This is a genomic window from Streptomyces sp. SAS_270 (assembly GCF_052543295.1).
Map to the genome: position 1 here is coordinate 42825 of NZ_JBMNDS010000067.1, position 13996 is coordinate 56820.

Sequence of the window (13996 nt, forward strand, 5' to 3'; positions counted from 1 at the left end):
GCCCGGCGAGGCCTCCCTCAGCACGCCCCCGCGAAGTGCTCCCCGACGAGGGACCGGACGACCGGCAGGTCCTGCGCGATCAGGGCCTCGAGCAGGGCCGTGTGTTCGGCGGCGTCGGCGATCAGGTCCGCGCGGCCGCGGGAGGCGGGGGCGCCCACCAGGGGCCACTGGGCGCGGCGGTGCAGGTCGTCCGCCATCCGGACCAGCTGGGTGTTGCCCGCGAGGGCGAGGAGCGCGTGGTGGAAGGCACGGTCGGACTCGGCGTACGTGGCGCGGCAGCCCGAGGACGCGGCCCGCACCGTCGCCTCGGCGAGCGGCCGCAGCTCCGCCCAGCACGCGGCGGACACCGTGCGGGCGAGGCGCAGCATGACGGGGACCTCGATCAGGGCGCGGATCTCGGCGAGCTCGGCCAGCTCACGCGCTCCGCGCTCGACGATCCGGAACCCTCGGTTCGGCGCTACCTCGACGGCGCCCTCCAGTGCGAGCTGCTGCATGGCCTCGCGCACGGGCGTCGCGGACACCCCGAACCGTTCGGCGAGCACGGGCGCCGAGTACACCTCGCCGGGCGCGAGCTCTCCGGTGACCAGCGCGGTCCGCAGGGCGTCGAGGATCTGGCCGCGGACCGAGGCCCGCTGGATGACGGGACGCTCCCCCGTGAACCGCGGTCCCGGGATCGGCACCTCACTGTGCGTGTGCTCGCCACGGGCCTCGCCACCGGCTCCGGTACCGGCACCGTCCCCGGAACGCATCTGCGCACCCGCACCACCGCGAGCGGCCGTCCCACGCTCCCGGTCCACGTCCGCGGCGCCGAGCTGCTGCGGAACCCGAACGGCCCCGGTACGCATGTCCGGAACCCCCGTCCCGACGGAGCCGTGCACGCTGCGCGGACCGGCCTGCTCCACGGGATCCTCCTCCGGGCTTGGTGGTACTTGGGGTCATTGCGTCGATTGTTACTCGTCCGTCAAGCACCATAGGCGCAGCAGGCCCCAGTTCAAACCGTAATCGCTTCGGGTAAGGTAAGCCTTACCTGCAAACGATCGTGAAGCGGTGGTCCCTGCATGCCCCTCCCCACCCTCGCCACAGGCGCCCCGACCAGCACCGACACCCGCCCCGAGCGCCCGCCCCGCTCGGCTGTCGCGGACGCGTACGCCCGGCTGACCGAGGTGTTCCCGGGCCTGGGCGTCACGGAACTGGGACATGAGGAGGCGGCACCCCTGGGCGGTGGCTGGGTCTGCGCCGCCGGGCTCGCGGAGGGCGGCGCCGACCTCGACGGGTTCCTCGCGTGGGACGAGGCCCAGGTCCTGCGGGAGTACGGACAGCGGGCCCGCCCCGACGTCGTCGCCAGTTTCGGGCTCCACCGGTACGCGTGGCCGGCCTGCCTGCTGATCACGGTCCCGTGGTTCCTGCTGCGCCGCGTGCCGCGCTTCCCCGTTCAGAACGTCACCTTCCAGCGCACCCTCGGCCGCATGGCGGTGCGGACCGGGGCGTTCGCGTGTCTGCCGGACGATCCGGCGGCCGGCCTGCCCGGTGCCCGCGTCGTCCCGGACGAGGAGGCGCTGCGGGCCGAGGTGCGGGCGGCCGTGGCCGAGCACCTGGAGCCGGTCCTCGGCGGCTTCGGCCCGCGGATGCGGCGACGCGGCCGGGCCCTGTGGGGCATGGCGACCGACGAGGTCGTCGAGGGGCTCTGGTACGTCGCCCACCTCCTCGGCGAGGAGCGGCGCGCGACCGACGAGCTGGAGCGCCTGCTGCCGGGTGCGACGCAGCCGTACGCGGGCTCCGCCGCCTTCCGCGAACTCACCGGACCGAACGGCGAGTCCCTGCCCACTCGCGACCGGGTGAGCTGCTGTCTCTTCTACACGTTGCGTCCCGACGACACCTGCACCACGTGTCCGCGCACCTGCGACGCCGACCGCGTCGCCAAGTTGACGGCCACCCCGGCTGGTTGAGGCCCGCTCCGTCGCGACCGAAGACCCACCCCGAGGTGTCGGGGGCCGGCCGCACCCTCTAAGATCAACTCGAACCGGGGCACGTCGCGGTTACAGGCGATTCACAATTTCCTCACTCGGCGCAGGAACTTTCCGTAGAACCATCCGTACGGGTAATCTTATTCGCACTCAACTCCCGTCCCTCGCGCGGCAGTTCGAGCAGAACGCCGCCCTGCGCATGCCCTTGCACTCCCTTGGCGGCCTCTTGCCCCGAAACCCCCTGAGGGACATCGGGATTGGGCCACTATGGCGGGCGTTACGCCCTATCCCAATGCAAGGGACCCCTGATGAGACTGACCGACATATCGCTGAACTGGCTGCTTCCGGGCGCCGTTTTGCTCCTGGGCATGCTGGCGGCGGTGGCGGTGCTCGCGCGTGGCAAGCGGTCCGGGGAGACCACGTCGAGCAGCGACGACTCGTGGGAGCGCAGCGAGGAGCGCCGCAGACGCAAGGAGGCCGTCTACGGCACCGCCTCCTACGTCCTGCTGTTCTGCTGTGCGGCCGTCGCCGCGGCGCTCTCCTTCCACGGCCTCGTCGGCTTCGGTGAGCAGAACCTCGGCCTCACCGGCGGCTGGGAATACCTGGTTCCGTTCGGCCTCGACGGCGCGGCCATGTTCTGCTCCGTCCTCGCGGTGCGCGAGGCGAGCCACGGTGACGCGGCGCTCGGCTCCCGGATACTCGTGTGGACGTTCGCCGGTGCCGCGGCCTGGTTCAACTGGGTGCACGCTCCCCGTGGCGTCGACCACGCGGGCGCACCGCAGTTCTTCTCCGGAATGTCACTGTCGGCCGCGGTGCTCTTCGACCGCGCCCTCAAGCAGACCCGCCGTGCGGCGCTGCGTGAGCAGGGCCTGGTCCCGCGCCCGCTGCCGCAGATCCGGATCGTCCGCTGGCTGCGCGCTCCCCGCGAGACGTACAGCGCCTGGTCGCTGATGCTCCTGGAGAACGTGCGCACCCTGGACGAGGCCGTGGACGAGGTCCGCGAGGACCGGCGCCAGAAGGAGCAGACCCGACTGCGCCGTCGCGAGCAGGAGCGGGTCGAGCGCGCGCATCTGAAGGCGATCAGCCGCGGTCACCGCGGCATCGTGGGCCGCGGCCGTCAGGGCGAGACCACGACGACCGTGGAGCGGGCCCCCGCCACGGCGACCGCGGAGTCCGCCATATCGGCGCCGGAGCAACTGCCCGTGCGTTCCCGGCCCTCCCTGCAGCCCGTCCGCAAGAGCACTGACCCCATCACCGTCGACCTCACCGCCGAGGACGACACGATGGCCCTGCCGCGTCTGGACTCCCTGGAGCGCAAGCTCAAGGACCTGGAGCAGCAGTTCGGCTGAGGCCGAGATCGAGTCCACGCCCGAGCCGGAGCCCGGGACGCGGACCGCACACACTGGATGGGGGCGCTGCCTGTGAGATCAGGCGGCGCCCCCATCCAGTTCGAACCACACCGCTTTGCCCACCCCGTGCGCCCGTACGCCCCAGGCGTCCGCCAGGGACTGGACGAGGACGAGTCCTCTGCCGTGTGTACCGTCGTCGGCGTCCGGTACCCGCAGTCTGGGCCTGCGTCCCACGAAGTCCCGTACCTCCACGCGCAGTCCACGCGGTGAGACGGTGGCCGTCAGGACGGCGTCGTGGTCGGTGTGTATGAGTGCGTTGGTGACGAGCTCGCTGGTCAGCAGCTCGGCTATCTCGGACCTTCCCGGCCTCCCCCAGTGCCGTAACAAATCCCTCAGTGCCCTACGGGCCTCGGGCACCGCCCGCAGGTCCGCCCTGCCAAGTTTGCGCTTGAGCTGCGCCGCGCCCGGCTGCTGCTTCGCGCCGTCGGACACGTCCTCCACTGTCGTCTTCGCCGAGGACGTCCCGATGGTCGCGGGACCGCCCCCTCGCACCTGCCTCTTCATGACCCCCGCCTGCACGCCGATGTCGGATTCCCTCCTGCTCGAACACGTTCACGGGAATCCATGCCCCGTCCAGAACGTGACAGTCATGTCGAATCGTCAACCACCGGCCGTACGCCCGCGGATGCGCCGTGTCGGCACCCGGAAGCGCCCCCTGGACCCCGCCGCCGCGAACTCCGGAGCAACCGCTGATCGGCCGCGCCACGACGGCCGATCACCACTGGGGGCGCCCGGAGCGCGCGTCGCGGCGGCCCGTCCGCCCGCGCACTCAGGGCGATGGGCAGGGTCGGTGCCCTGCCTGCGGAGGGCCGGCGACGGCGGGCACGTGCTCCCGCCCCGCACCGGCGGCTCACGACCTGCGCAGGCCGGGGGAACGCCCTGGTGAGCGGGGCGCGTTGACGAAGCGGCCGGGGACCGCGGAAGTGGCAGGGCCCCGAATGGCGGGTGGTCGTCGTGACCCCCGGTCCGATGGGTGCAAGGCCCGTCGGACGGGCAGAATGTGTGGTGTACGTCGCCGTCGGCATCCGCCTTCAGGCATGTGCCCGCGTTGCCGGTACCCGGGCCTCGCGGCTCCATGACGGGTCCCGGGGCTGCGTGTCCGCCGCACGGCGGGAAGGCGCGGCCGGCGGCCACCACTCACTCGGTGCTACGTCGCGCAGCGACGCGGTGACCGTGCGCGATCGACCCATCTACCGATCCTCGGCTGCCGATCCGGCCGTACTCGACGAGGACAGGGCGCGCCATGCACGCACACGAAGGCGCCGCCGGCGGGGGCGAACGCACCCCGCCGACGGCGCCCTTGTTTCCCTCCGTCACTTGCCTTACTTGCCTTCGATGCCCTTGGTGCCGATGTGGATGATCTTGTGGCTCCTGGACATGTCGACGATGAGCTTGGTGGTGGTCCGGTCGCCCCAAGTCAGGGTGACCGCGGCTTCCGTGTAGTCCGCCGTGCCGTTGTCGGTCACCGTCCACTTGACGGGGACGTTCTGGGCCTGCAGGACGCCGTCCGCGTGGTTCTTGGTCTCCCAGGCCTTGATCTCCCTGAGGCAGGAGGCGCTCACGTAGTACTTGCGGAGCGCGTCCACCAGCTTGCCCCCGTGGTCGGGGTCGCTCTGGGCGTCCATGTAGGCGCCGTAGAAGTCGGCGATCCGGGTCACCGAGTCGGACGGCTTCCCGCTGACCGTCCGGAACGCGGTGGCGCCCGGGGACGCCTGCGCCGAAGAGGTGAGCGCCAGCGGGAGGGCGACGACCGCGGCGAGACCGGCGGCCAGGGCAGCGCGGCGGACGGACTTGCGGGCGGTGTTGTTGCTGTTCATGAGTGCGTGGTCCCCGTGGGTGAGTGAGTGAATGAATGCTCGGTGCGGAATGTCGCCGCGACACCGTGAGGCCTGTTCACCGTGGCCCGGATGGTCGGTCCGGCGGCAATGGGTAAGGCCGTGATCGGTACGGCGTGGGTCGGTGCGACACCAAGAGCATCAGCCGTCCCGGGAAGCGGGCGCAAGCACCGGCATCCGATTCACCACCGTGGAACCATCCCACCCCGTTTGACGTGCAGATACATGGAGTGCCTGGGATGCCTTCCCGGGACCCGCACGGCCGCCCCGACCAGGCGGGCGCACACGAGGACACGAGTACGGGGGAACGGTGCCGACCGGGGACGACGAAGTCGAGGAGCTCGCGGCGCTGCTGAGGCAGCTGAAGGCGCGCACGGACCGCAGCTACGGGTCCCTCGCCCGACGGCTGAACATGAACACCTCCACGCTGCACCGCTACTGCGCGGGCGAGGCGGTCCCGCTCGAGTTCGCGCCTCTGGAGCGGTTCGCCGCGCTGTGCGGGGCCTCGTCGGACGAGCGACTCGAACTGCACCGCCGCTGGATCCCGGCCGTGGCGGCACGGCAACGGCCACGCCAGGGAGAGACGCCGGCCGACCGGACCGCTGCCGCGACGCCCGGTACGCCACTGCCCGCCACGGATCCTCCGGAGATTCCTGAGGCCCCTGCGACCTCGGAGATCCCGAAGGTCCCGGAAACCTCGACGGCCCCGGACCCCTCGGCGATCCTGTCGGTCCGCGAGGCCCCCGAGGCTCCTGAGACCCCCGAGGCCCGCGAGTCCCTGGAGCGCGAGCCCGCACCGAGCACCCGCCCCCACGCCAACTCCCGCTCCCACCCCCGCCCCTGGTACCGCGGACGCCTGGCGCTCACCGTCGCCGGCGCCTCCGCGCTCCTCGCCGTACTCGCCGCCCTCCCGGCCTTCTCCACCGACGCCCCCTCCTCACCGAAGGCCCCGACTCCCCACCGCTCGACCCCCGCGCACCCCACCACTTCCGCCTCCCCGACGGCCCCCGCGCCCCTCACCTGGACCGCCGACTCCCAGGCCTGGGAGATCGACTGCGACCACGACTACGTCATCCGCAAGCAGCCGCGGCAGGTGCCGCCTCCCCCGGCCGAGCAGGACGCCGCGGCGTGGGCGGCCACGCAGGATGCCGTGCACGGGCGCGAGACCCTCGTGCAGATCGCGGTGCAGGGGCGCAACTCCACGGCCGTGGTCCTGAAGGCGCTCCGGGTCCGCGTGGTCGGACGGGACACCCCTCTGCAGGGCACGGCCTACTCGATGGCCCAGGGCTGCGGCGGGGACATGACCCCGCGCGCCTTCTCGATCGACCTGGACGCACACCGCCCCACCGTTCATCCGGTCGCGGGCAGCGACGGCTACGGCAAGCCGGTCCCTGCGATGCGCATGCCCTACCGGGTGTCGGCGAAGGATCCGGAGATGCTGGTGGTCAAGGCGCTCACCGAGGACTGCGACTGCCGCTGGTACCTGGAGCTCGAATGGTCCTCCGAGGGCCGCACCGGCACGGTCCGGATCGACGACGACGGCCGCCCGTTCCGCACCAGCGGCATCAAGGGCCTGCCCCGGTACTGGTATGCGGGCCGGCACTGGACCCCCGTGGTCACCTGAGGCCCGCCCACCGACCGTCCATGGCCAGGGGGTGTTTGGAAAGTCCCGCACAGCACCCACGGCGCCCGGCACGCACCGAACACCGCGGGCACCGCACAGGACTTCCAAAACACCCCCTAGGGACGCGGCACGTTGCGCAGGTTGGAGCGGGCCATCTGCACCATCCGTCCGACTCCGCCGTCCAGGACGATCCTGGACGCGGACAGGGCGAAGCCCGTCACCATCTCGGCGCTGATCTTCGGCGGGATGGAGAGGGCGTTCGGGTCGGTGACGATGTCCACGAGCGCAGGGCCCTTGTGCTTGAAGGCGTCCTTCAGCGCGCCCGCGAGCTGCTTGGGCTTCTCCACGCGTACGCCGTAGGCGCCGCAGGCGCGGGCGACGGCGGCGAAGTCGGGGTTCTTGTTCGTGGTGCCGTACGAGGGGAGCCCGGCCACCAGCATCTCCAACTCCACCATGCCGAGGGAGGAGTTGTTGAAGAGGACGATCTTCACCGGCAGGTCGTACTGGACGAGGGTGAGGAAGTCGCCCATCAGCATGGAGAATCCACCGTCGCCGGAGAGCGAGACGACCTGACGGCCGCGGTCGGTGAACTGGGCACCGATGGCCATCGGCAGGGCGTTCGCCATCGAGCCGTGCGAGAACGAACCGATGATGCGGCGGCGCCCGTTGGGCGAGAGGTAGCGCGCCGCCCAGACGTTGCACATACCGGTGTCGACCGTGAACACCGCGTCCTCGTCGGCGAGTTCGTCCACCACCGCCGCCACGTACTCGGGGTGGATCGGGACGTGCTTCTCGACCTTCCTCGTGTACGCCTTCACCACGCCCTCCAGCGCGTCGGCGTGCTTCTTCAGCATCTTGTCGAGGAAGCGGCGGTTCTCCTTGGTCCGCACCCGCGGAGTGAGGCAGCGCAGCGTCTCCTTCGCATCGCCCCACACCGCGAGGTCCAACCTGGAGCGGCGGCCGAGGCGTTCGGGCCGCACATCGATCTGGGCGATCTTCACGTCGTCGGGCAGGAAGGCGTTGTACGGGAAGTCGGTGCCGAGCAGGATGAGGAGGTCGCACTCGTGCGTGGCCTCGTACGCGGCGCCGTAACCGAGCAGGCCGCTCATGCCGACGTCGTACGGGTTGTCGTACTGGATCCACTCCTTGCCGCGCAGCGCGTGTCCCACCGGGGACTTGATCTTCTCGGCGAACGCCATGACCTCGGCGTGTGCGCCCGCCGTGCCGCTGCCGCAGAACAGTGTCACCTTGTCGGCGTCGTCGATCAGCGCGACGAGCTTGTCGATCTCGGTGTCGCCGGGGCGGACGGTGGGCCGGGAGGTGACGAGGGCGGTCTCGGCGGCCTTGTCGGGGGCCGGTTGGTCCGCGATGTCGCCGGGCAGCGTCACGACGCTCACCCCGCTCTGCCCGACCGCGTGCTGGATCGCCGTCTGCAGCAGGCGTGGCATCTGCTTCGGGTTGGAGATCATCTCGCTGTAGTGGCTGCACTCGCGGAAGAGCTGTTCGGGATGGGTCTCCTGGAAATAGCCGAGGCCGATCTCGCTGGAGGGGATGTGCGAGGCGAGGGCGAGGACCGGGGCCATGGAGCGGTGGGCGTCGTACAGGCCGTTGATGAGGTGCAGGTTGCCGGGGCCGCAGGAACCGGCGCAGGCGGTCAGTTTCCCGGTGATCTGGGCCTCCGCACCGGCCGCGAAGGCGGCGGTCTCCTCGTGCCGGACATGGATCCAGTCGATCGCGGAGTTGCGCCGGATCGCGTCCACCACCGGGTTGAGACTGTCGCCGACCACGCCGTACATCCGCTTGACGCCCGCCCGGGCGAGGATGTCGACAAACTGTTCGGCGACGTTCTGCTTGGCCATGAGTCACGCGCCCCTTGTGTCTCGTCCGGGTGGTCCGGCATCCCTCCTCACCCCGTCCTTCGGGGCACGAAGGGACACCTGCACCTCCCATGAATTCACAGGGGCCGCGGTTACGCCTCCCAAACGGCCGCGGCCGTCCGGTCGTCGGCGTATCCCTTGACCCGCACCTGGGTGTCGGCCAGGAACGCGGCAAGGCCGGGCGGCTGCCCTGCCGACCACCGCTCCGTCAGATGCTCTGCCAGCTCCGGTGCCCCGCGCAGCGGCTCGGCGAGGCCGCCCGTGCAGAGCAGGAGCGTGTCCCCCGGGCGGGCGACGGAGGCGCGGAATCGGAAGGGCGCGCGCGGCGGTTCGGGGGCCGGTTCGTACGGGCTCGGGGGTGTGGTGATGCCGAGGTCCATGGTGAGCCGGTCGCCGTCGGGGGTCTCGTGCGGCAGCGATCCGAAGCCGACGACGGCCTCGCCCGTCGCCTCGGCGACCCGCGGCTCGATGTCCTGCCACTCGCCGTCCCGCAACCGGAACAGGCCGCCCGTACCGATACCGAAGAAGACGCGCGTACGGCACTCCGGATCGGCCGGTAGCAGCAGACAGCGCAGGCTCGCGGTGTACTCCTCGGGTTCGATGCCCTGCTCCGCCGCGCTCGCCCGCAGCTTGCCGAGGCTGCGGTCGGTCAACCGGTGCAGCCCCGACTTCAGATCGCCCCGCCGGGCGGCCCGGAGGTCCTCGGCCAGCCGGGCATGGCTGCGCCCGACGGCCCGCCCGATCCACTGGCACGCCTCGGCGGCCGCCCGGTGCGCGCCGGGTGTGGCACGGGCCCCGGTCGCCATCGCGACGAGCACGAGCGCCTGCTCGCCGCTGCCGAAGCGGGCGGTGAGCATCGAGTCCCGGCGGGGTTCGCCCCGGTACCGCGCGGAGTCACCGCGGACGGAGGCGGCCCGCAGCGTGCTGGTGCCGTAGCGCGCCCCGTCGAGCACCGTGTCGGCGACGAGGTCGTCCAGCTCGTCCGGATCGGCGGACGGCAGTGCGGTGGGCTCGGCGTCGTAGGTGGGCGGCCCGGAGCCCACGTAGTCGACGACGGGCGGCCGCCGGGGCACGGCTGGGGCGTCCCTGACCTCGTCCTGGCCAGGCTGCGAACCGTCGGCGAGGAGCGCGCTGTCGCCTTCGGCGAACGCCGTCCAAGCCGGGCTCACGGGGCTCGTGGGCGGGTGCGGCGGCTGCGGCGGCGGCTCCGTGAAGGCACGGTCGGCGGGCTCGGCCGCGCGGAATCCCGGTGGGGTCGGCCCGGGCGGGAAGGTGGCGGGACCCGGCGCAGCGACGGGCGGCGCCTCCCAGGGGGCGGGCTGCCGCACCAGGCCGCTGTTCCCCGGCGACGCGGGAGGCGACCCGGCAGCTCCGTTGCGTGGCCCCGCGTCGGGCCGCTGCCGGGGCGGACCGCCCTGCTCCGGTACGGCGGGCGGCTGCTCCGGCGGGGGCGGCAGGTCGCGGTCGCGCATCCCTGGACGGTCCTGCGTCCCTGGACGGTCCTGCGTCCCTGGACGATCCCGCACCCCTGGCCGGTCCGGCGCCCTCGGCCCGTCCGCTGCCCCGGACCGCGGCGCGGGTACCGGCTCCGGTTCCGGATCCGACTGCGGGTCCACCGTCCCGAGTGCCGAGGCGAAGCGGTCGTCGAGGGAATCCGCGGCGGCCGCCGGCCCCGTGTCCTCGGTGGAGTCGTCGTACAACTGCCCCCACCAGTCGTCCTGATGACCGGTGGGCCTCTCCCCCTGCTGGCTCATGCCCCTAATTGTCCACCGCGGGAGCCGGATGAAAACGGGGCATCCGGAAAAACCGGCCAGGGGACTGATCGTCGAACGGCGTGTCGGATGACGATTCGAACGTCGATATGAAAACCGCCGGGCGGTTCCACCCCCCACGGGAGAACCGCCCGGCGGCGCCGGGGGTGACCCGGGCCTGGCGCACAGCACAGGCCGGGATCACGGTCCGAGTGACCGAATCGCCGTCGGCGTCGGTCGGTTCGGCCCGAGTGTGACCTGCTTCCCTGAGTCTGCGCTGTGACTCATGGTCGCGGACGGGCCGTCGTCGCCGCTTCGCCCGACCGCTCCGCCCGTGCCCACGTGGGTCGGTGCGCCCCGCATCCGCGCAGGCCGAACCCGCCCGGCGGACATAACGGGCGGTGGTCGGTGCCTCGGTTACGTGAGCTTGTCAGAGGGGCGGGGGGTGCGGCGATGATGTCCGCAGGCGGGTTTGCGCCGTGGCTGTTTTCCGCCACGGCAGCCACCGACCGGCCTGAACGGATCCTTGGGAGGGGCGTCGCCGCATGCTGGGAGCGATAGGGCTGGACGAGACGCACGAGTCGGCGTACCGGGCACTGGTGTCCGTGGGCGCCGCCGACGTGCCCGATCTCGCGCGACGGCTCACCCTCGCCGAGTACGACACCGAACGCGCCCTGCGCCGCCTGGAGCGGCACGGCCTCGCGGCCCAGTCGTCGGCCCGGCCCGGACGCTGGGTCGCAGCGCCCCCCGGGGTCGCCCTCGGTGCGCTGCTCACCCAGCAGCGGCACGAGCTGGAGAAGGCGGAACTGGCGGCCGCGCTGCTGGCCGAGGAGTACCGCGCGCAGGCCGCCGAACCCGCCGTGCACGACCTGGTCGAGGTGGTGATCGGCGCGGCGGCCGTCTCGCAGCGGTTCCTGCAGTTGCAGCTCGGCGCCAGTGAGGAGGTGTGCGCCCTGGTCACCGGCAACCCGGTCGTCGTCTCCGGAATGGACAACGACGCGGAGGAGCAGGCCGCCGGCCGCGGGGTCCGCTACCGCGTGGTCGTCGAGCGGACGGTCCTGCACCTGCCCACCGGGATCACCGAGTTGTCCGCGGCGCTGGGCCGCGACGAGCAGGTACGGGTGGTGGACCAGGTCCCGACCAAGCTGGTGATCGCCGACCGGGCTCTCGCCATGGTTCCGCTCACCTCGCACACCTCGGAGCCCGCCGCCCTTGTCGTCCATGCGAGCGGACTGCTTGAGCTGCTGTCGGGCCTGTTCGAGTCGGTGTGGCGGGACGCGCTGCCCCTGCGGCTCGGCAGCCGGGGCGTGGCCGAGCAGGAGCCGGACGGCCCGGACGGCACCGACCTGGAGATCCTCTCGCTGTTGCTCGCCGGCCTGACCGACGCGAGTGTCGCCAAACAGCTCGACCTGGGCCTGCGGACCGTACAGCGCCGGGTGAAGCACCTGATGGAGCTGACGGGCGTCACGACCCGGCTGCAGCTGGGCTGGCACGCGTACGAACGCGGCTGGGTGGCGCGCGAGCGGCTCGGCTGACCCGACGGGCGCCGAACCCTCGCGACCTGCGGGTTCGCCCGTGTTCGGGCAGGCTGGGCAGATGGGAGTGTGGGAACTCCTGCTGGTCGGTGTGGTGATACTGCTCGGCCTGGCCGGAGTACTGGTGCCCGGTCTGCCGGGGTCGTGGCTCGTGTGGGCCGCGGTCCTGTGGTGGGCACTGGACGACCCCCAGGCGCTCTCCTGGGCGGTCCTGGTGGGCTCGACCCTGGTCCTGCTGCTGTCCCAGGCGGTCCGCTGGGGCCTGCCTCCCCGGCGGCTGCGCACGAGCGGCGCAACCCCCCGAATGGCGGTGTACGCCGGGACCGGAGCCGTGCTCGGTTTCTTCGTGCTGCCGGTGTTCGGCGCGATACCCGGCTTCCTGGCCGGGATCTACCTCTACGAGCGGCTGCGGCTCGGCGGCCACCCGCAGGCGGTGACGGCGGTACGGACGGTGATGCGCTCGGGCGGGTCCAGCGTGCTCACCGAGTTGTTCGCCTGTCTGCTGATCATGGGGGCGTGGCTGGGTGCGGTGATCTGGGGCTGAGCCCTGAACGATCCGCGACAGCTACGGCGTGAGGTCGGTGAGATCGGTGAGATCGACCGTGTCGGCCAGGGCCCGCATGCCCGCGTCGTCGAAGTGGAGATGGTCCCCAGGGTCGTACGCGGGCAGAATCCGCCCGGGCCGGTCCGGATCGCGGACGGCGGCGTCGAAGTCGGCGACCGCGTCGAAGAGCCCACCGGTGCGGATGAAGGCGTTGACCGCCCGGCGGACGGCCTCGCGGTCCGGCGTCCAGGCGGGATGGCCGCCGTAAGGGGTGATCGTGGCGCCGATGACCCGGATCCCCCGGGCATGGGCGCGCGCCACGATCCGGCGGTACGCGTCCTCCAGCGCGCGGGGGTCCGTCACGCTCGGGGTGCCCTTGATGTCGTTGATGCCCTCCAGCACGATCATCGCCCGTACCCCGGTGCGGGACAGTACGTCCGCGTCGAGGCGGGTCAGGGCGCTGGGGCCCCTTCCTTCGCGCAGGACGCGGTTGCCGGCGACGCCCGCGTTGAGGACGCCGAGCCGGCGGTGCGACGGAAGGCGGCGGAGGCGTTCGGCGAGCCGGTCGGGCCAGCGGTGGTTGGCGCTGAAAGTCGAGCCGGAACCGTCGGTGATGGAGTCCCCGAGCGCGACGACGCTCCCCGCCGCGGACGCGCCGAGCACATCGACACCGGTCACGTAGTACCAGTTGCCGACCGTGCCGGTGTACGCGCCGCCCCTCTCGTCGGCGGCCCGATCGGCGCCCCGGGCAAGGAAGTTGGCCTGGAGAGCGGACCGGTGGTAGGTGGCCGGACCCGAGTCCCCGGGCGTGTGCACCGTGACCAGCAGGTTGGCCCCGGCGGGCACCCGCAGCAGTACGGGATCGGTGACCAGGTCCCTCCCGGCCGGGATCCGCACGGCCCTGGCACCGCCGAACGTGGCGGTGCGCATCGACCCCGGGACGGCGTCGGGGCTGCGGGGCGCACCGGTCCGCTGGAGGGCGACGGTCACCGAGCCGACCCGGAGCGGCCCGGTGCCGAGCCGGTTGGAGATCCGGACGCGCACGGCGGTCCCGCCGAGGCTGGTGTGCACGACGTTGCGGATGGAGGCGCCGGGCAGCGCCGGGACGGTGCCGGAGGGCGCGGCCTCCCAGGTGCCGGTCCAGTGCTGCGCGGGCACCGGAGGCAGTCCGGGCGGCCAGGTGTCGGCGCGCGAGGCCGGCGGAGCGAGCGCCAGGACGGTCACGAGGGGAACGAGAAGGTGCCGGACCTTGATCGCGCGCATCATGCGCCCATGGCTTCCCTGCCCTCCGGCCCGCCCAACAGCCCGTCACACGTCCGGACGCATCCGCTTCACCGGTGCCGGGTCCGCCCCCGGTCCTAGGGGGTGTTTTGAAAGTCCTGTGCGGTGCCCGCGGTGTTCGGTGCGTGCCCTCGGCGTGCCGGACGAAGGCCCTCGTACTGGACGTACTTGGGACT

11 protein-coding genes are annotated in these 13996 nt (G+C 72.3%); 5 read left to right on the plus strand and 6 right to left on the minus strand.

Going from position 1 to position 13996, the window contains the following annotated elements; translation table 11 throughout:
* Positions 1–17: 17 nt before the first annotated feature.
* Complete coding sequence (locus ACN6LB_RS33620; RefSeq protein ID WP_445029135.1) at positions 18–902, minus strand: GntR family transcriptional regulator; 885 nt, start codon at positions 900–902, stop codon at positions 18–20.
* Positions 903–1058: 156 nt separating this feature from the next.
* Here ACN6LB_RS33620 and ACN6LB_RS33625 point away from each other — a divergent pair, with 156 nt between their 5' ends.
* Both ACN6LB_RS33625 and ACN6LB_RS33630 read left to right on the plus strand, forming a co-directional pair.
* Positions 1059–1946 carry a (2Fe-2S)-binding protein gene (locus ACN6LB_RS33625; protein ID WP_445029136.1) on the plus strand — a complete coding sequence of 296 codons (888 nt, stop codon included), beginning with the start codon at positions 1059–1061 and terminating at the stop codon, positions 1944–1946.
* 326 nt (positions 1947–2272) lie between these two features.
* The gene (locus ACN6LB_RS33630; protein ID WP_356136604.1) at positions 2273–3313 is read left to right on the plus strand and encodes a DUF2637 domain-containing protein; all 1041 of its coding nucleotides are present in this window, start codon (positions 2273–2275) and stop codon (positions 3311–3313) included.
* 78 nt (positions 3314–3391) lie between these two features.
* On the opposite strand, the gene ACN6LB_RS33635 is transcribed toward ACN6LB_RS33630, so the two are convergent.
* Together ACN6LB_RS33635 and ACN6LB_RS33640 are read right to left on the minus strand one after the other, a co-directional pair.
* The gene (locus tag ACN6LB_RS33635) at positions 3392–3877 is read right to left on the minus strand and encodes an ATP-binding protein (protein WP_445029137.1); all 486 of its coding nucleotides are present in this window, start codon (positions 3875–3877) and stop codon (positions 3392–3394) included.
* 818 nt (positions 3878–4695) lie between these two features.
* Positions 4696–5190 (minus strand): hypothetical protein, encoded by a 495-nt coding sequence (locus tag ACN6LB_RS33640; protein WP_445029138.1) that lies wholly within the window; start codon positions 5188–5190, stop codon positions 4696–4698.
* Positions 5191–5518: 328 nt separating this feature from the next.
* On the opposite strand from ACN6LB_RS33640, the gene ACN6LB_RS33645 reads away from it, so the two are divergent.
* Positions 5519–6832, plus strand: coding sequence for a helix-turn-helix domain-containing protein (locus tag ACN6LB_RS33645; RefSeq protein ID WP_445029139.1), 1314 nt, complete (start codon positions 5519–5521; stop codon positions 6830–6832).
* Between the two features lie 116 nt (positions 6833–6948).
* Here the strand turns inward: ACN6LB_RS33645 and ACN6LB_RS33650 are convergent, their stop codons facing one another.
* Together ACN6LB_RS33650 and ACN6LB_RS33655 are read right to left on the minus strand one after the other, a co-directional pair.
* Positions 6949–8691: a pyruvate dehydrogenase gene (locus tag ACN6LB_RS33650; RefSeq protein WP_445029140.1), complete on the minus strand. Its 1743-nt coding sequence runs from the start codon at positions 8689–8691 to the stop codon at positions 6949–6951.
* A 110-nt stretch (positions 8692–8801) separates the two neighbouring features.
* On the minus strand, positions 8802–10463 hold the full coding sequence (locus tag ACN6LB_RS33655) for a protein phosphatase 2C domain-containing protein (RefSeq protein ID WP_445029141.1): 1662 nt from the start codon (positions 10461–10463) through the stop codon (positions 8802–8804).
* Positions 10464–11005: 542 nt separating this feature from the next.
* On the opposite strand from ACN6LB_RS33655, the gene ACN6LB_RS33660 reads away from it, so the two are divergent.
* Entirely contained in the window at positions 11006–11995 is a 990-nt protein-coding gene (locus ACN6LB_RS33660; RefSeq protein ID WP_445029142.1) for a helix-turn-helix transcriptional regulator, read from the plus strand.
* A 61-nt stretch (positions 11996–12056) separates the two neighbouring features.
* On the plus strand, positions 12057–12539 hold the full coding sequence (locus tag ACN6LB_RS33665; RefSeq protein ID WP_445029143.1) for a DUF456 domain-containing protein: 483 nt from the start codon (positions 12057–12059) through the stop codon (positions 12537–12539).
* A gap of 21 nt (positions 12540–12560) precedes the next feature.
* Here ACN6LB_RS33665 and ACN6LB_RS33670 read toward each other — a convergent pair whose 3' ends face one another.
* Entirely contained in the window at positions 12561–13805 is a 1245-nt protein-coding gene (locus tag ACN6LB_RS33670) for an SGNH/GDSL hydrolase family protein (RefSeq protein ID WP_445029144.1), read from the minus strand.
* Between the last annotated feature and the right edge of the window lie 191 nt (positions 13806–13996).